Below are 17,634 nucleotides of genomic sequence, written 5' to 3' on the forward strand. Positions count from 1 at the left end.
CTTCGTTCCCGCGGACCCGCCTCCGGTCACGGCGCGCCATCCAGAACCCGGAGGGCGTTGGTGCGGAGCTCTCCCAGCACGTCGCCGAGTGCGTCGGGCCCCGACACCGCGAGGCCGGGCAACAAGCTCATCAGCGCGGTGGTGAGGGCAGAGTCCGGGTCAGGGAGTGCGGCAGCCATCGCATCACTGATCGACGACAGCACCGCGAACGTTACCTGCGCATCCTGATGTGCGGCCGCCACCGCATCCGGCTCCGCGGCGGTGGCACGGGCCACCAGATCGGGGAGCGAGACGGCGCGTTCGGCGTCGGCGATGTCACCGGCCGCCGCCTGTTCGGCCGCGGTGACGATGTCGATGTCGCCCACCAGCACCTGCGGGTTCTCCGACACCTCCTCGAGTACTCGCAGGTACCGCTGCGCATAGCTCTCGACCGTGTTCTTGGTGAAGATGTCGGCGGCATAGATCAACTGGCCCGTCATTGAATCAGCGTCCTTTGCTGCCGGTGCACCGAAGTCGTTCGGGAACAACGTGAGCTGGAGATCCACCTTGGCTGGGGTCAACTGCTCGGATACCGGTGCGATCGTCATCGAGTCCATGTCGAGCGAGGGGATGGTGAAGTTCTGGTAGGCGAACATCACCTGATAGATGGGGTTGTAACTGGTGGGCGGCGAGGAGAGAACAGATGACACGATCGTATCGAACGGGATCTCGGCGTTCGCCATGTCCGCCAGGTCCTCGTCGCGGACCCGCTGGAGGAGCTCGGCGAACTTCTCCTCGTCCTGGAGCCGCGACCGCAGGGCCAGGGTGTTGACGAACATGCCGACCATGCCGTCGAGTTCTGGCTGACCCCGCCCGGCGAACGGGGTGCCGATCACGATGTCGCGCTGGGTGGTCAGCCGGCTCAGGAGCACCACCAGTGCGGTCTGCATCACCATGAACAGTGTCGCGTTGTGCTGGCGCGCGACCGCCTCGAGCTTGTGCACCAGGCCGCCGTCGATGTCGAAGCGCACCTCCTCGCCGACGAAGGACGGCGTCCGCGGGCGGGGACGGTCGGTCGGCAACTCCAGCCGGGCCGGCGCGTTGTGGAGCCGGTCGGCCCAATAGGCGAGCTGTCGGTCCGCCTCGGTCGTCCCGTCGGGCCCGGGGACGGCGAGTGCCTCCTGCTGCCACAGCGTGTAGTCCAGGTACTGGACCGCGAGCGGCTGCCACTCCGGCCGGCGGCCGGCCACCCTCGCCGAATAGGCGGTCATGACATCGGTGGCCAGTGGCAGCATCGAGGCGCCGTCCGCGGTGATGTGGTGGACGACGAAGACCAGGATGTGCTCGGTCTCGGTGAGCCGCAGCAACATCATCCGCAGCGGCGGGGCGATCGTGACGTCGAAGCCACGGCCGGTGAACTCCGCGATCACCGGCACGGGGTCGCCATCGACGTCGACGACGCTGCGCTCCAGCAATTCGAGTGCCGCGTCCCGGTCGAGCACCAGCTGGATCGGCTCGCCGTCGATCAGCGGATAGCGCGTCCGCATCGACTCGTGGCGGTCGATGAGGTCTTCGATGGCGCCGCCGATGGCGTCGGTGTCCAACTGTCCCGACAGTCGCAGCGCCATCGCGACGTTGTAGGCCGGCGACGCCGGATCGGCCCGGTTGATCAACCACATGCCGCGTTGCACGGCGGACAACGGCGCGCGGTCCCCATGCGTGCGAGCCGCCAGACGTGGCCGGCGCGAGGGAGTTCCGTGGTCGCTGGCGAATGTCGCCATCGCGCGCACGGACGGCGCGTCGAACACCGCGGCGACGGGGATGTCGACCTCGAGGTCGGCCGACAACCGGGCGGCGACCTTGGTCGCGCTCAACGAGTTCCCGCCGAGGTCGAAGAACGACTCGGCCACGCTGATCTGGTCCACCCCGAGGACATCGGCGAACACCCGGGCGATGACCCGCTCGGTCTCGGTGCTCGCGGGCACGAATTCGGCGGTCTCGATCACCGGCGCGGGCAACGCTTTTCGATCGACCTTGCCCGCCGAGTTGAGCGGCATGCCCGACAGCGGCATCCAGATCGTCGGCACCATGAACTCCGGCACCGTCCCGGTCAGATGCGACTGGGCCTCGGCCGGGCTGACGGAGTCGGGCGAGTAGTAGGCCACCAGGCTCTGTCCGGCGGCGAGGTCGGCGACCGTGACCGCCGTGTGGACGATGCCCGGCACCGACATCAGCGCCGACTCGATCTCGCCGAGCTCGAGGCGCTGACCCCGGAGCTTGACCTGGAAGTCGTTGCGGCCCAGGTACTCGATCTCTCCCGCGGGGCTCCACTTGCCGAGATCGCCGGTGCGGTAGAGCCGCGACCCGGCCGGACCATACGGGTCGGCCACGAAGCGTTCGGCGGTGAGCCGACCCTGCGAGACGTATCCGCGCGCCAGTTGGACGCCGCCGAGATAGATCTCACCGGGCACGCCGACCGGGAGCGGACGCAGCCGGTGGTCGAGGACGTGGATCGTCGTGTTGGGCACCGGTCGCCCGATCGGCACGACCGTCTCCGAACCGCGGACATTGTGTTCGGTGACGTCGACCGCGGCCTCGGTGGGCCCGTACAGATTGTGCAACCCGACGGCGGGCAGCGCGGTGCGCAGGCCACTCGCGGTCGAGGCGGTCAATGCCTCCCCCGAGGTGAACACCTGACGCAACGAGCTCAGTTCGGCCAGGCGGTCCGCACCGACGACGTCGAGGAACGTCGACAGCATGGACGGCACGAAATGCAGTGTGGTCACGTCCGCGTCCTGGATGATGTCCACGAGGTACGACGGATCCCCGTGCCCGCCGGGCTCGGCGACCACCAGCCGAGATCCGGAGATGAAGGGCCAGAACAGTTCCCACACCGACACATCGAAGGTCACCGGCGTCTTCTGCAGAACCACGTCGCGCTGGGTGAGCGTGTAGTGCTCCTGCATCCAGTCGAGGCGGTTGACGATCGCGCGATGGGACACGACGACACCCTTGGGACGTCCGGTCGACCCGGACGTGAAGATCGTATACGCGGCGTTCTCCGGACCGAGCGGCCCGCGACGCTCGGTCGAGGTGAGCGGTGCCGCGCCCGGGTCGACCTCGGCCGCGGCGTCGACCACGGTGACCGTGACGCGGTCGGCGAGGTCGTCGACCACGGCGGGGCGGGCCCCGGTCCGACGAGTACGCGCCGGGTACCGGCGGTCTCGAGCATGTAGTCGGCGCGGTCGACCGGCGCCTCGGTGTCGAGCGGCACGTACTGCCCGCCGGCGAGGACGATCGCGTGCACCGCGACCAGCAGCTCCACCGACCGCGGGATGCACACCGCCACCGCGACATCGGGACCGACGCCGTCGGCGATCAGCTGGTGGGCCAGAGCCGTTGCGCGGAGAGCGAATTCGAGGTAGGTGACTTCGCGGTCGGCGAAGACCAGTGCAACCGCCTCGGGGTCCTGTCGGTACCCGGTCAGCAGCGCGGCCGCGAGATCGGGTGCGGTCGGCTCGCGACGGGCACCCTGTGACCAGCCCCGGACCGTGTCCACCTCGGCCTCGGGGAACGCGAACAGGTCGTCGACGCGCAGCGCCCGGCCGGCGTCTTCCGCTTCGAGCGACTCCGCGATCGTGCCGAGCACGTCGTGGAAGTAGCGCGCGAACCGTTCGACGGTGGACTCTTCGAACAGATCACGCGCATAGCCGAACGCCACCGAGATCTGACCGGCATGGTCGCCGGAGTCGGCGAACTCGACGACACTGAGCGAGAGGTCGTACTTGGCGAAGGGTGCACGCGCGTCGATGAGGCTGATGCCGGCCTCGTCTTCGAACAGCCGCTCGACCTGATCGTGCTGCATGACCAGCTCGACCTGGAAGAGCGGCGAATGCGAGGTGGAGCGGCGCGCACCCACGGCGTCGACGACCTGCTCGAACGGCACATCGGCATTGCTGAGGGCCTGCGCGCGAGTGTGATTGGCCTCGCGCAGCAGGCTGTTGAGATCGGTGTCGGGGTGCACCCGGGTGCGCAACACGAGCGTGTTGACGAACATGCCGATCAGGTCGGCGAGCTCCGGCTCGTCCCGTCCGGCGATCGCGGTCCCGATGGCGACGTCGTCGCTGCCGCTGAGGCGCGACAACACCACGGCGAGCGCAGCGTGGAAGATCGCGAAGACGGTCACCCCATGCTGTGCGGCCACCGCGTGCAGCCGGGCGACGGTGTCGGAGTCAAGGAGGGTGTCGACGTATCCGCCTGCGCCGGAGGGCCTGATGGGCCGCGCCCGGTCGGTGGGCAGCGAGATGAGCTCGGGCATCCCCGCCAGTTCGGCGCGCCAGAAGTCGAGTTGCGCCGACACGAGCGAGGTGTCGTCGGCGGCCTCCCCCAGGACGTCGCGCTGCCACAGCGCGTAGTCGGCGTACTGTACCGGCAGCGGGCGCCATGCGGGCTGCTCGTGAGCGAGCCGCGCGGCGTAGGCCGTCAGGACGTCGGTGATCAACGGTCCCAGCGAAGCACCGTCGCCGACGATGTGGTGCATGACGACGATCAGGACGTGATCGAGCGTTCCGTCGGTGGCCACGGCGCGGAAAAGTCGGGCGCGGACCGGATATTCGTAGTTCAGGTCGAAACCGGTCACCGCGAAGTCGGCGAGCCTGCGCTCGATGTCCGCGGGTGCCACGTCCACCACGTCGAACAGCCGGGCCGCGGCAGCCGCCTGCGCCGAGTGGATGAACTGGTAGGTCTCCCCGTCCTCGTCGGGGAACGTGGTCCGCAACGGCTCGTGCCGCGCGATGACGTCGTCGATCGCGGCGGCCAGCGCGGCGGCGTCGACGTCGGCGCCGAGCCGCACCGCCCCCGGGATGTTGTAGGCCGGCGAGGTCGGGTCCAGCCGGTTGATGAACCACAGACGACGCTGGCTGAACGCCAACGGAATCCGGTCCGGACGCGGCCGCGGGAGGAGCTCCGGCCGGCGAGCGGCGGCGTCGTCGGTCACCGGTGTCGCGACCCGGATGATGTCGCCGAGGCTCTGGCTCTCGAAGACATTGGCGAGCTTGATGTCGAGGCCGACGACGGTGCGTAGGCGCGACGCCAGCCGGGCCGCGGTGAGCGAGTCAGCGCCGAGGGCGAAGATGTTGTCCTGCAGCCCGATCGGTTCGATGTCGAGCAGCTCTTCGACGATGGCGACCACTTCGCGCTCCCGCGGGGTCGACGGCGCGACGTAGGCGACCCGTTCGTCACGCGCGAACACCGGCGCGGGCAACGCCTGCCGGTTCAGCTTGCCGTTCGCGGTGAGGGGCAGCTCGTCGATCAGCATGACGATGTCGGGCACCATGTATCCGGGCACATGGGCGCGGACCTGCTCGCGGATGGCCGATTCGTCGAGCTCGCAACCGTTTTCGGCGACCGCGTAGCCGATCAGTTTCGCCCCGCCGGCCGATGAGGCGTCGGTGACGACCGCAGCCGCCGCGGTGACGCCGTCGACCGCGCGCAGCGCCGTCTCGACCTCGCCCAGTTCCACCCGGAATCCCCGCAACTGCACCTGGGTGTCGGCGCGTCCCAGGTACTGGACGTCGGTACCGATCCGCCGGCCGAGATCGCCGGACCGGTACATCCGCTCGCCGGTGCCGTGCAGGTCGGCGACGAATCGGGTCGCCGTGAGGCCGCGGCGGTTGCGGTATCCGCGCGCGAGTTGTCCGCCGACGACGTAGATCTCGCCGACCGCACCCTCGGGCACCGGACGCAGGCGGTTGTCGAGGACCCGCAGGCCGAGCGAGTTCAGCGGACGGCCGATGAGGCTTGCACTCTCATCGCGCACCAGATCGGGGTCGAGGGGACGGTAGGTCACGTGGACCGTCGTCTCGGTGATGCCGTACATGTTGACGAGTTCGATCTCGTCACCGAACGCCTCGTACCAGTTGTGCACCTCGTCGAAGCGCAGCTCCTCGCCACCGAAGACGATGTAGCGCAACGCCAACGGCGTTCCGGTCCGGCGCCGGACGTCGGCCACGATGCTGAACGCCGAAGGCGTCAGGGACGCCACGGTGATCTGCTCGTCCGCGAGCAACTGCAGGAACTCGGCGGGCGCGCGGGCGACCATTCGGTCCACGATCACCGCACGACCGCCGGTGAGCAGCGGGCCGAAGATCTCCCACACGGAGAAGTCGAAGGCATAGGAGTGGAAGACCGACCACACGTCCTCGGGCGTGAACTCGAAGTCGGCGGACGCCGCGTCGAGCAGCGTGGCGACGTTCCGATGCACGATCTCGACACCCTTGGGCGCCCCCGTCGACCCGGAGGTGTAGATGACGTAGGCCGTCGCCTCGGGTGTCCGCGGGCCGCGCGGCGCCGGGATGGCGGCGACTTCGGGACTCTCCGCCTCGGCGAGCAGCGTCCCGGTCTCCACGACCTCGCACTCCCCCGCCCACCCGGGCCGGTCGCCGTCGGAGACGATCAGGCACGCCGGGGCGGCGTCGTCGACGATGTAGCGCAGTCGCTCTTCCGGATTGCCGGTGTCGAGTGGCAGGTATCCCGCCCCCGCCTTCAGCACGGCGAGCATCACGACGACGAGACTCGTGTCGCGCGCCGTCGCGACGCCGACCAGGTCGCCTGCTCCGATACCGCGAGCGTGCAACGATCGCGCCATCGCGTCCGAGCGGCTCGAGAGTTCGGCGTAACTGAGGGTCGTGCCGTCGGCGTCGGAGACCGCGCCCCGGTGCCGATGGGCGGTCGCGACCTCGTCGAACATCTCGACGAGGGTCGGTGTGGTCGCTCGCGGTTGCGGCTGTGGAAGGGCTACGAGCAGCCGGCGATCGGTGTCCACGAGCAGGCCGACGTCGGCGACGGGGGTGTCGAGTGCCTCCTCCGACAGGAACCGGTCCAGGAACGTCAGGAATCGCTGGTGCAGTGCGTCGAGTTCGGCTGGTGCGTACAGATGCGGGTTGCCGTGCAGGTCCACGACGAGCGGTGCGCCGGGGCTCGACTGGTACAGGTTGATCAACAGGTCCTCGAGGATGCCCGAGGTCAGGATCCGGTACTCCATCTCGGTCCCGTCGATGGCGACCTGTTCGTCGAAGAACACCATGTTGATGGTGGGTCCGAACGAGACCGAACTCTGGTCGAGACCGGCGTCGCGACGGATGTCGTCGGAGCGGTAGCGCTGGTGCCGCAGCGCGCCGGTCAGTTCGAGCTGCGCGGTCTGGATCAGCTCCCGCACCGACTTCGAAGCCACCTCACGCAACCGGATCGGCAAGATGTTGGACACCATTCCGCCGGAGATCTTGATCTTGGCGGTGGCCCGGCCGGTGACCGGGAGGCTGAGGACGATGTCGTCGTGATTGCTCATGCGCGCCAGGAACGCACCGAACGCCGAGGTCATCAGGACGGCCAGCGAACTGTTCAGCTCACCGGCGAGGGCCTCGTACCGGCGTTGCCGGTCCGGGTCCAGAGCTGCACTGGCCACGACATTGTCGAACGACAGCGAACCGGTGGTGCCGACCTTCGACAGCGTCACCCGCTCCGGCAGGTCCGCGACGCGGTCGAGCCAGTGCGCTCGGTCGGTCTCCCGCCGGGTGCTGCCCTGGTACGCCTCCTCGTAGGCGACGATGTCGGCCATGGTGGCCGGCGGCTTGTCGCGCGGCTCGTCTCCTCGGCGGAGAGCGTTGTAGCGGTCGACCGTGCGCCGGATGATCGACAATGCGGCGTAGCCGTCGATGATGATGTGGTGGGCGCGGTTGTACCAGAACGTGCGGTCGTCGGAGATCAACAGGATCGAGACGATGATGAACTGGTCGGTGAGGAGATCCACCGGCTGGCGGTACTCGGCCTGCATCCAGGCCATCGCCGCGCCGACCGGGTCGGCCTCGGCACGGAAGTCGAGGATGTCGACGGTCTGGTCGAAGTCGACATCGACGTACTGCATGGGGATGCCGTCGATCTCGGTGAGACGGACGAACGGCGACTCGACGAGTTTGCCGACCTCTTCACAACACCGGGCGAAGAGGTCGATGTCCAGTCCGCCCGGCGCGTGGCGGATGTCCACGTACTGGGCGATGTTGACCGAGTACTCGGACGACAGCGATTCGGCGAACCACATGCCGCGCTGCGCCGCGGTGAGCGGGAGGACCTGAATGGTCTCGTCCACGTCACCCGGCGTACCCGCACGGTAATCGGCGATTGCCACGTCCTCTGAACTCTCCCTCGCTAGTCCTGCAGTCGATTAGACCTCACGACACTGCCGTTGGTAATCGTTCAGACCCTCCACATCGGACGCCGACACAGAATCTCCATGCTATTTCACGGGAGGGGGTCTCATGAAACCGGGATGCGGGGCCAGCCTCTGAGAATGCCATCGCCGACGCCACCTTCCTTGTTACCCGCCGCGGCGTGTCCCGGCCCGGCGAGACGACCGCACCCAGCGGACGTCCCTCGCCGCCTGCAGGCGGCTGACCAGCGCCGATGAGCTCAAATCCGATGGTGAGGCGGCCCGACTCGGCGGGGCCGAAGCCATACCGAGTGTCATTCGTTACCCGGACGCCATGGGATCGGTTCGCGATCATCGGTCCCTCGCGGCTTTCCGATAACCGCGAAGAGCTGGATAAAAGGAAATGACCAGAATCACCACGGTCCAAACCGCGACTTTCACCAGATTCTCGGCGAGCGGACCACCCGCGGCCAGTGCCCGCATGGCTTCGATGGCCGGGGTCATCGGTTGATTCGCGACGATCGGTTGCAGCCAGGTCGGATAAGCACTGACCGGCGAGAAACCGGAGTTGAAGAACATTAGTAGGCTCGATGCCAGTCCGAGGTAGGGCACGATCGGCGCGCCCGGTCGGGCGCTGACGGCGAGCGCGAGGGTCAGGGTGGCGAAGGCGGCGCCGTAGGCGAGCGCCACCAGCACCAGCCCGATCGCCGAACCGAACCCCTGGGTGAACCGGAAACCGATCAGGTGACCGGCGGCGAGCAGGATGAGTGTCGTCACGAGGATGCGGACCAGCTCGGCCATCACCCGCGAGGTGAGGTCCGCCGCCCGGTGGATCGGCAGGACGTACAGCCTCGCCAGCAGACCCGTGGCCCGTTCCCGATTCAGTCGGGTCGCCGAGGCGATCGAGCCGAACATCGCACCGACGAGGATCACCAGCGGAACCGTGCCGTAGGCGCTGTTCTGGCCGGTCGCCGACCCGATGGCGTCGCCGAGTACGACCTTGAACATGATCATGCTCAGCGCCGGGAAGAGCAGCGCCTGCATCAGCGTCGGGACGTCGCGGACGAACACCACGATCTGCCGTCCGGCGAGCGGGAGACTCTGACGCCACCACGCCCGGAACGACGACTCCCGCGGCACGTCGGTGACCGCGGTCGTCAAGAATTGTCGCTGGGCGCCCGGTTCCCCGACGGTCGCCGTGCTCACGTCGACGGCGCTCATCAGCGCGCCTTCCGCGTACTGATCGCCAGCAGAAGCAGCGCGGTCGCGGCCAGGCCGGCGCACCACCACAGCGACGGCTGCAACTGGTGCCATGTGGCGGTCCCGGCGTCGAGAGCACGCATCGAATCCGCGAACTGCGAGATCGGCTGGTTGCGCACGAACGGCTGAATCCACTCCGGGAACTGCTGCAGCGGAACGAACCCCGTGGACATCATGCCCAGGATCAGCGTCGGCAGCGCCAGCGCCTGACTGGTGGCCTCCGGACTTCCGGCCACCAGTCCCAGGCCGTCGGCCGCCCACGAGAACAAGGCGCCGATCAGGAACGCCAGACCGAAAAGCCCGACGGTGCCCCACAGACCGCCGCCCGGACGCCACTCGATGATCAGGCAGGCCACCGCCGCGCAGATGAGCGAGATCACCAGCAGGACACCGTTGGTCGCGGTCCGTGCCAGCATCGGGATCACCGGCGACATCGGCATCACCCGGAACCGGGTGTTGATCCCCTGGACGCCGTCGAAGGCCGCACGCATCGCCGCCGAGGACGCAGCGAAGTTCACCGACTGCAGCACGATGATCGGCATCAGGAACTGCCCGTAGTTGATCCCGGGCGTGACCTCGACGATGCTGCGCAGCGGAAGGTAGAAGCAGATCGCCAGAAATGCCGGGGACACGAACGCGAAGATCACCTCGCCGCCACGGAACACCTTCGAGATCCCGCGACCGGACAGCGCCCACCACTGCTGGACGGGCCGCACGCGCGGCTCGGTCAACACGGTGGTGACCGATCCCGACGACGTCGCCCCCGATCGCAGTACGTCAGAAGTAGTCATGTCAGGTCGAACTCCGGTCGCGTCGCGGATCGGTCAACGCCAGGAAGACCTCGTCGAGCGATGGCCGCCGCATCGCGACGTCGGACAGCGGGATGTCGGCTGCTGCCGTTCTCCGAATGACCTCGACGAGGGTCTCGGGACCGTCCGGCGCGGGCACGGCGACGAAATGATCGTCCTCGCCCTGGACGTGACCGGCGATGAGATCGGCCAGGGTGTCGCGGAGCCGGGCCCGGTCCGCGGGGTCGGCGGGTGTGACCTCGCAGTAGGCCGCACCGGTCGACGCCTTCAGCTCGTCGGAGGTGCCCTCGGCGATGACACGCCCCTTGTCGATGACGACGATGTTGTCGGACAGGACGTCGGCTTCTTCGAGGTACTGGGTGGTCAGCAGGATGGTGACACCGGAGTCGCGGAGCTTCTCCACGAGCGACCACACCTCGAGGCGGCTGCGCGGATCGAGCCCGGTCGTGGGCTCGTCGAGAAAGACGATCCGCGGCGCGGTGACCAGGCCACAGGCGATGTCGATCCGTCGGCGCATTCCGCCGGAGTACTCGCGGACCCGCTTGCCGCCGACATCGGTCAGCGAGAAGGCGTCGAGCAGTTCGTCGGCGCGGGCGCGGGCAGCTGTCTTGTCGAGGCCGAGCAGACGGCCGAACAGAACCAGGTTCTCGCGACCGGTCAGGGCCTCGTCGAGAGCGGCGAACTGTCCGGTCAACATGATGGACTTCCGGACCGATGCCGCGTCGTGCGCGACATCGTGACCGTTCACGGTGGCGGTGCCGCCGTCGGGCTTCAACAGGGTGCACAGCATGTTGACCGTCGTGGTCTTGCCCGCGCCGTTGGGCCCGAGCAACGCGACGATGCTGCCGGCCGGGACGGTGAAGCTCACGTCCTCGACGGCGACCATGTCCTTGAATTTCTTGTGCAGGTTCCTGGCCTCGATCGCGAGCCCTGATGGGGCCGCGGGGGTCGGCGGGGGCGGCTCCGGCGACTGAATGGCGACTGTCGGCGAACCGGACACATCGGCCGGGGGACGATGCCACTGCGGAACCGTCCGCGCCGGTGCATCGAACGGCGCCGTCTCGACGACGTGGCCGTTGTGATCCGGGGATGTGAAGTCCTGCTGGCCGGCTCGTTCACCGGCGCCGGGCGCTCCATCGACAGGGCGCTCGTCGACGAGGGGCTGTTCCTCAGGCGGTGCGGCGTCGTAGCGGGCTCGGGCGGCCGGACTTGCGGTATGGCCGTTGGGTGAGATGACGTCCGAATCGGCGTCGTCCGCGGTCGGCGTCGAGGGACTCGCCCGTTCGGCACGCCAGCGCCGAAGTTGCTCCGCTACCGGGTCCGGGAGTACGAACGGGTCCTCGGGCAGTGGCGGAAGGGGCGGGTCGTGCCGTTGATGACGCGGCTCGTAGGAAGCGACTGAGGGTCGCTGACCACTGGCCTCGGACATGTCTTCCTCTACGCGTCGACGACAGGACATCACGGACAGCCCGCTCGTCGGCCGAGACTCCGCAGGGCGGGGCACGACCATCTGAAGCTAGGCATCCACGACAACAAACTTACGCACGATTCGCCGTTTCGGACGAATTTGACCCGGTCCGTCATTCACGAATTTGTCGTCGGACCGGGCGGAAAGGTTACGCGGGCCTTCGTGACCCGCCACACACCTGAGCGAGGTCACCGTGCGACGGCACGCCGTTCACAGGTGACGAGGGTGCGACGCCGTTCGAGCGGCATGAGCAGTCGGTGGGGGCGCCAGTTGCGCTTCTCGTCATCCCAGGGCCGAAACAGCAGCCACATCACAGTGAATCCGAGAAATCGGAACGGCCGGTCCACCCGGAGCACCTTCACCGCCGCGTCGTCACCCCGCCGCGCGGCCGTGCGGACACCACCGGCGATGTAGGACCGGTTCTGCCACGGTGAGTGGCGCAACTGTCGGCACGACGTGTCGACCTGGACGAGTGGGTCGTAGTACATGTCCAGGCCCGAATCGGTCATGGCCAGACTCAGATCGAGCTCCTCCCAGATGTCCGGGTCGGACCTCAGCGAATCCCGCACCTGTTTCCACGCGGACTGACGGATCGCGTAATTGGGACCACTCAGACCCCCGATCTTCCCCCCGTCTGCCAGTGTGCCCAGCGTCAGGGTCACGAGACGATGCTGTAGTGCGCGCGACGGACCGTCCCAGGTGAGCACCAGCCCCGTCAGGCCGTCGTAGGCCTGTCCTTCCTCGGAATCGAAGAACGTCACGATCCGCTCGGCCCAGTCCTCCTGCACGAACGAGTCCGCATCCGTCTTCGCGATGATGTCCGACGTGGCGGAATCGAATCCGCAGTTGCGCGCCGGGATGACACCGGGCCGAGGCTCCACGATGCGCCGGACGTTGTCATTGTGTTCCGCGAACTCGTCGACGATGGCCGCGGTCGCGTCCGTCGACGAGTTGTCGACGACGATGATCTCGTCGACGTGCCTGCTCTGGGTGATCAGATGGTCCAGGCATCGCCCGATCGTGTCGGCCTCGTTGTACGCCGGGACGATCACCGAAAGCGAGCTCATGACTCCCCCACCACAGAGTGCAGACCAACATTCAGCGGCGTTCGCACGCCCGGTCGGTATTCACCAGATTGTTTTCTCGACTTTTGCGAATACGTTTCCCTCGACGCGCCAACACAGCTTCGATGATTACACTTACTAAAAAACCCGCAGATCAACGATTGCAAATCGGGACAGGCGATCAATTCGCGCGAAACAACATTCATCGGACGCAATAATACCGAGAAAGCGTCGATCGTCCACGCACCTCGTTTATTTTTCGAGAATTGTTTTTGATCGACAAAAAGGGAATATCGGGCATTCATCGGATTTCCGCCAGCCGCTCCGACACGCGAGCGATCCCACCGTTCATGTCATGAGCCCACGGAGTGAGCCGCGGCCGGTGTGCCACTCGGCTCCCGGCGCCGCGGGCGCTCTGGAAGAGTGTCCCCATGACCATTCCATCTCCCGAGCGCGAAGTGCTCACCTGGGAGCTCAACGGCGTCGCCTGCCGTGAACTCGCCGAGCAGGTGGCCGCCGACGCGTTCGTCCCGGACATCATCCTCGGCATCGCCCGCGGCGGCCTGATCCCGGCCGGCGCGCTCGCCTACGCCCTGGACTGCAAGCTGATGATCTCGTTGAACGTCGAGTTCTACACCGGCGTCGGCGAGACACTGTCCGAACCGGTGATGCTGCCCTCGCTCCTGGAATCGAGCGGCCTGACCGACCAGCGGGTGCTCGTCGTCGACGACGTGGCCGACACCGGCAAGACCCTCAAACTGGTCAACGATTTCTGCCAGGAGCAGGGACGGGTCGCCGAGGTCCGCAACGCCGTGCTGTACAAGAAGCCGCACACCATCACGATCCCCGACTACAGCTGGCGGACCACCGACAAGTGGATCGACTTCCCCTGTCCGTGCACGGCCCGATCGTGGCGGTTCAGCGATGACCGCGGACAAGACCGGCGCCGAGACCACGGTCCGCGACAACCCCGCCGAACGCCGCTACGACATCCACGTCGACGCGCCCGGTGGTGAGACACTGGCCGGCTTCGCCGAGTACCGCGACCGGGTCTCCGGGACCGATGACGCTCCGACGACCGAGCGGGTGTTCTTCCACACCGAGGTCGACCCGGCATTCGGCGGACGCGGTCTCGCGACGATCCTGGTGCGCGAAGCCCTCGACGACGCCCGCGCACGCACACTCACGATCGTCGGCGTGTGCCCGTTGGTGGCCTCGTTCCTGAAGAAGCATCCGGAATATGCCGAGGCGACCGCTCCGGTCACCCCTGCCGTCCTCGAGTGGTTACGCAACGACGGCGCCTGACCTCACCGGCCCGACGCCGGCATCCCCTGCTCGGTGGCACCGACGAGGACGACCCGTCGATCGAACTCGATGCGGTCGGTCCGTCGGTCGGAGTCCACTCCGACCGACGCGAGCACGTCGCGCCCCGGCGGCTGGATGCGTACCGTCACCCTCCCGTCATCGACCTCGTCCAGCAGTTCGGCGACGGCGTTCGCCAGCCGTTCGCGCGCCACCGCCGCTTGCGCGTCGTCGAGAACGGCCAGCCCGCCGTCGTCGAGCAGAACGACGCGCACACCCCGCTGACGCGCCCGCCACGCCGCGTCCCGGACCATCGGGAGGTCGAGCCCGGACGCGCGGATACCGTCGCGCAACTGCGCCTCGAGCAGTCGGGCCGTGACCACCTCGTCGGCGGTGAAGGCCTCCCGGCGCGCCATGCGTGTGAGGACGGGGCGTGCGCGTTCGTCGAGAGCGGTGAGACGTCGGTCCCGCACCTCGGTGGCCGCCGCGGCAGCGGCGTCGAGCGCCACCTGGCGCTCGTTGGCCTCGCGTAGTTCGTAGATGTTGCGGGCCATCGGGCGCAGCATGACGGAGAACAGCGACCCCATGATCATGATCGCGTATCCCGGCAGGGTGATCGACAGTCCCCAGACCGCTCCCGCGGTCGAGACGGCGCCCCACACGACCGCGATGACGCTGATGCAACCGCTCGCGAGCCACGCCGCCAGGGGACGACCGCGCACCGCGACGAAGGCCAGGATGATCACCGAGGCCCCCATCGGCGGCCCGGTCTGCATCACGTGCGACGGCGGCGACGGCAACGAGAACAGGGTCACGGCCACGGCCGAGACGGTCATCGCGGCGACGACGAAGGTCGTCGACCCGGGCAGCGGATCCCCGGGCGAATCGAGAATCGTCATCCCGGCCACGACGAACAACACGAAACCGGCGAACACCCCGGTCCACTGCCACCACCCGGTGATAGACGAGTCGGCATAGAGCGTCACGGCGAAGTAGCCGCATGCGAACGCGCCCATCATCAGCCACAGGGGCCGCGACCCGATGCCGAACGCATTGACGACCTCGCCGCGTTCGGCGTCGTCGACGCCGCGAGAACACTCTCGTCTCACGACCGCTCCCATCGGATCTGAACCGTGGTCCCCCGCCCGGCGCGACTGTGCACCCGCGCGTGGCCACCGGGCAGCCTCGCGAGACGACCGCGGATGCTCACCGCGATTCCCAGCCGGCCGACCGCCACCGACTCCGGATCGAACCCGACGCCGTCGTCGACGACCGCCATGCTCAGGGCGTCGGATGCCAACTGCACGATGACGGCGCATTCGGCATCGTCCCCGGCGTGGCGCAGCACGTTCCGCAACGACTCCGACATCGCCTCGACGACCGCATCGAGGACCTCGACGGGATACGAGGCCGGCTCGGCACGCCGAACCTCCACGCCGTCCTGGTCACCGGGGTCCTGGCCATCGGCGTTCTGGCCACCCACGACCTCCACGTCGAATCGTTCGGAGATGTCGGCGGCGGCCAGCCTGATGCGCCGGACCACCTCGACAACCGTCACGGTGTCCGCATCCCCGGGTCCCGGCACCCGGGCGAGTTCGTCGAGGGCCGACGCGGCCTGGGCGGCGAGCCGCTCGTCGGGACGCCCCGGCCGGACGGCCAGGAGTGAGGCGATGACCCGGTCGTGCACGATGGCGTCGAACCGCTCTTTCTCCACCTCGCGGGCCGACGCCGCGGCCACGTTGGCCGCGGTGCGGTAGGTCTCCTCACGCGTCTCGTCGAGCTCACGGCCGGTGCGGGTCGCGACCAGCACGACCGCGAGGAAGACACCGGTGAACACCAGCGACCACAGGATCTCCACGGGCGCATCGGAAGTCACCTCACCGAACCGGCCGAGCTGCTGGGAGATGTGCGCCAGGGTCGACGACACGAGCAGACCCGCCACCGCGAGACGCGGCCGCACGAGCATCAGCACCATGCTCGGCATACCGCAGAAGGCGACCATCCACTGCGCCGAGTCGTCGGGATTCGTCAGGGTCGTCCCGTTCCAGGCCACGAACCACAGACCCAGGCCGAGGATGTACCCGGCCCAGGTCGTCAGGGCGAGCGGGGTGAGCCACGCCGTGCCCGGTCGAAAGGTCGCCGCGATCAACAGGATTCCCGGTCCGACCGACAGCAGGATGCTCAGCGGTGGCCACCAGGCGTCGGTCAGCGGCGCCGAGGCGAGGATCGACGCCGCGGAGACCACGGGGTAACCGATGAAACCCAGGCCCAGGAAGCGGGCGCCCACCCGGCGGACGCGGTCCAGATCCGGCTCCGCCGAATCCGATTCGAATGCGCGCCGCACCCACGCGGGTCGTGCGGGGGTGTCGCCGCTCGCGAGATCGGTGGTGGGCATCGCGTCTCAGCCTCACACCGTCCGACTCGACCGGTCAATCCCCTGTTGAGACCAACCCTTCGTGACGCTCCTCCGCAAGCTCCGGAGCTCCTCAGGGATCGGAAAGCAACACGTCCTCCGCAAGCTCCGGAGCTCCTCAGGGATCGGATACACGAAACCGGCCCGCCCCCTGTGGGGAACGGGCCGGTGACGGTAGAACTCGTTGGGAGAGGGCTTACTTGGCCTTCTCCAGCACCTCGACGAGACGCCAGTGCTTGGTCGCCGACAGCGGGCGGGTCTCCATGATCCGCACGCGGTCACCGACGCCGGCATCGCCGTTCTCGTCGTGAGCCTTGACCTTGCTCGTGGTCCGGATGATCTTGCCGTAGAGCGGGTGGCTCTTACGATCTTCCAGCTCGACCACGATGGTCTTCTGCATCTTGTCGCTGACCACGTAGCCGATGCGCTCCTTGCGGCGTGCGCGCACCTCGGTCTGGGTTTCGGTCACCTTCTGGTCCTCACTCATGCGTCATCACCATCCGGTCCGGACGCCAGGCCCAGCTCCCGCTCGCGCATCACGGTGTAGATACGCGCGATCTCGCGACGCACGGTCCGCAGGCGACGGTTGTTGTCGAGCTGGCCGGTGGCCATCTGGAACCGAAGGTTGAACAGTTCTTCCTTCGACTCTTTCAGGCGATCGACCAGATCAGCGTCGTTGAGCTCACGAAGCTCGTTCGCAGCAACTCCGAGTGCCATCAGAACTGCTCCTCTCTGGTCACGATCCTGGTCTTGATGGGGAGCTTGTGCTGCGCGCGACGCAGGGCCTCGCGAGCGATCTCCTCATTCGGGTAGGTCATCTCGAACAGCACGCGACCCGGCTTGACCGGGGCGACCCACCACTCGGGCGAACCCTTACCCGAACCCATGCGGGTCTCGGCCGGCTTCTTGGTCAGCGGGCGGTCCGGGAAGATGTTGATCCAGACCTTGCCGCCACGCTTGATGTGCCGGTTGATCGCGATACGAGCGGACTCGATCTGACGGTTGGTGATGTACGCGCCTTCCAGAGCCTGGATGCCGTAATCGCCGAACGTCACCTTGGTGCCGCCCTTGGCCTGCCCCTTGAGGCTGGGGTGGTGCTGCTTGCGGTGCTTGACCCGACGTGGGATCAACATGGC

Annotated in this window: 11 protein-coding genes and 2 pseudogenes; 2 read left to right on the plus strand and 11 right to left on the minus strand. The window is 67.7% G+C overall.

Annotation, left to right across the window (positions count from 1 at the left end; all coding sequences use genetic code 11):
• Positions 1-26 precede the first annotated feature (26 nt).
• The 6 genes and pseudogenes from QAD21_RS25385 to QAD21_RS18310 form a co-directional block, all read right to left on the minus strand.
• Positions 27-3,155: an amino acid adenylation domain-containing protein gene (locus QAD21_RS25385; protein WP_348534460.1), complete on the minus strand. Its 3,129-nt coding sequence runs from the start codon at positions 3,153-3,155 to the stop codon at positions 27-29.
• 53 nt (positions 3,156-3,208) lie between these two features.
• A pseudogene (locus QAD21_RS25390) lies at positions 3,209-8,074 on the minus strand (amino acid adenylation domain-containing protein); the annotation flags it as partial.
• A 459-nt stretch (positions 8,075-8,533) separates the two neighbouring features.
• Complete coding sequence (locus tag QAD21_RS18295) at positions 8,534-9,403, minus strand: ABC transporter permease (protein ID WP_280359939.1); 870 nt, start codon at positions 9,401-9,403, stop codon at positions 8,534-8,536.
• Entirely contained in the window at positions 9,403-10,233 is an 831-nt protein-coding gene (locus tag QAD21_RS18300) for an ABC transporter permease (protein WP_280359940.1), read from the minus strand. The genes QAD21_RS18295 and QAD21_RS18300 overlap by 1 nt, the downstream gene beginning before the upstream one ends.
• Position 10,234: 1 nt before the next feature.
• Positions 10,235-11,680: an ATP-binding cassette domain-containing protein gene (locus tag QAD21_RS18305; RefSeq protein WP_280359941.1), complete on the minus strand. Its 1,446-nt coding sequence runs from the start codon at positions 11,678-11,680 to the stop codon at positions 10,235-10,237.
• 227 nt (positions 11,681-11,907) lie between these two features.
• Positions 11,908-12,786, minus strand: a complete 879-nt coding sequence (locus QAD21_RS18310; RefSeq protein WP_280359942.1) for a glycosyltransferase family 2 protein — start codon at positions 12,784-12,786, stop codon at positions 11,908-11,910.
• A 428-nt stretch (positions 12,787-13,214) separates the two neighbouring features.
• Between QAD21_RS18310 and QAD21_RS18315 the strand changes: the two are divergent.
• Positions 13,215-13,711: pseudogene (locus tag QAD21_RS18315) on the plus strand (phosphoribosyltransferase).
• Complete coding sequence (locus tag QAD21_RS18320; RefSeq protein ID WP_280359944.1) at positions 13,708-14,088, plus strand: GNAT family N-acetyltransferase; 381 nt, start codon at positions 13,708-13,710, stop codon at positions 14,086-14,088. Before QAD21_RS18315 ends, QAD21_RS18320 begins: the two are co-directional and overlap by 4 nt.
• Before the next feature lie 2 nt (positions 14,089-14,090).
• On the opposite strand, the gene QAD21_RS18325 is transcribed toward QAD21_RS18320, so the two are convergent.
• The 5 genes from QAD21_RS18325 to rplP form a co-directional block, all read right to left on the minus strand.
• The gene (locus QAD21_RS18325; protein WP_280359946.1) at positions 14,091-15,194 is read right to left on the minus strand and encodes a hypothetical protein; all 1,104 of its coding nucleotides are present in this window, start codon (positions 15,192-15,194) and stop codon (positions 14,091-14,093) included.
• Positions 15,191-16,480, minus strand: a complete 1,290-nt coding sequence (locus QAD21_RS18330; protein WP_280359947.1) for an ATP-binding protein — start codon at positions 16,478-16,480, stop codon at positions 15,191-15,193. The genes QAD21_RS18325 and QAD21_RS18330 overlap by 4 nt, the downstream gene beginning before the upstream one ends.
• 214 nt (positions 16,481-16,694) lie before the next feature.
• Positions 16,695-16,985: a 30S ribosomal protein S17 gene (gene rpsQ / locus QAD21_RS18335; RefSeq protein ID WP_058252339.1), complete on the minus strand. Its 291-nt coding sequence runs from the start codon at positions 16,983-16,985 to the stop codon at positions 16,695-16,697.
• Positions 16,982-17,215, minus strand: a complete 234-nt coding sequence (rpmC, locus tag QAD21_RS18340) for a 50S ribosomal protein L29 (RefSeq protein ID WP_004020547.1) — start codon at positions 17,213-17,215, stop codon at positions 16,982-16,984. Before rpmC ends, rpsQ begins: the two co-directional genes overlap by 4 nt.
• On the minus strand, positions 17,215-17,631 hold the full coding sequence (gene rplP / locus QAD21_RS18345; protein WP_004020548.1) for a 50S ribosomal protein L16: 417 nt from the start codon (positions 17,629-17,631) through the stop codon (positions 17,215-17,217). Before rplP ends, rpmC begins: the two co-directional genes overlap by 1 nt.
• Positions 17,632-17,634: the final 3 nt, after the last annotated feature.

The organism is Gordonia sp. SMJS1, from assembly GCF_029866425.1.
GTDB lineage: Bacteria > Actinomycetota > Actinomycetes > Mycobacteriales > Mycobacteriaceae > Gordonia > Gordonia hongkongensis.

Bases quoted from the DNA above. Each gene is read 5' to 3' on its own strand.
- QAD21_RS18295 (WP_280359939.1), bottom strand. From the start codon at position 9,403: ATGAGCGCCGTCGACGTGAGCACGGCGACCGTCGGGGAACCGGGCGCC.
- QAD21_RS18300 (WP_280359940.1), bottom strand. From the start codon at position 10,233: ATGACTACTTCTGACGTACTGCGATCGGGGGCGACGTCGTCGGGATCG.
- QAD21_RS18305 (WP_280359941.1), bottom strand. From the start codon at position 11,680: ATGTCCGAGGCCAGTGGTCAGCGACCCTCAGTCGCTTCCTACGAGCCG.
- QAD21_RS18310 (WP_280359942.1), bottom strand. From the start codon at position 12,786: ATGAGCTCGCTTTCGGTGATCGTCCCGGCGTACAACGAGGCCGACACG.
- QAD21_RS18320 (WP_280359944.1), top strand. From the start codon at position 13,708: ATGACCGCGGACAAGACCGGCGCCGAGACCACGGTCCGCGACAACCCC.
- QAD21_RS18330 (WP_280359947.1), bottom strand. From the start codon at position 16,480: ATGCCCACCACCGATCTCGCGAGCGGCGACACCCCCGCACGACCCGCG.
- rpsQ (WP_058252339.1), bottom strand. From the start codon at position 16,985: ATGAGTGAGGACCAGAAGGTGACCGAAACCCAGACCGAGGTGCGCGCA.
- rpmC (WP_004020547.1), bottom strand. From the start codon at position 17,215: ATGGCACTCGGAGTTGCTGCGAACGAGCTTCGTGAGCTCAACGACGCT.
- rplP (WP_004020548.1), bottom strand. From the start codon at position 17,631: ATGTTGATCCCACGTCGGGTCAAGCACCGCAAGCAGCACCACCCCAGC.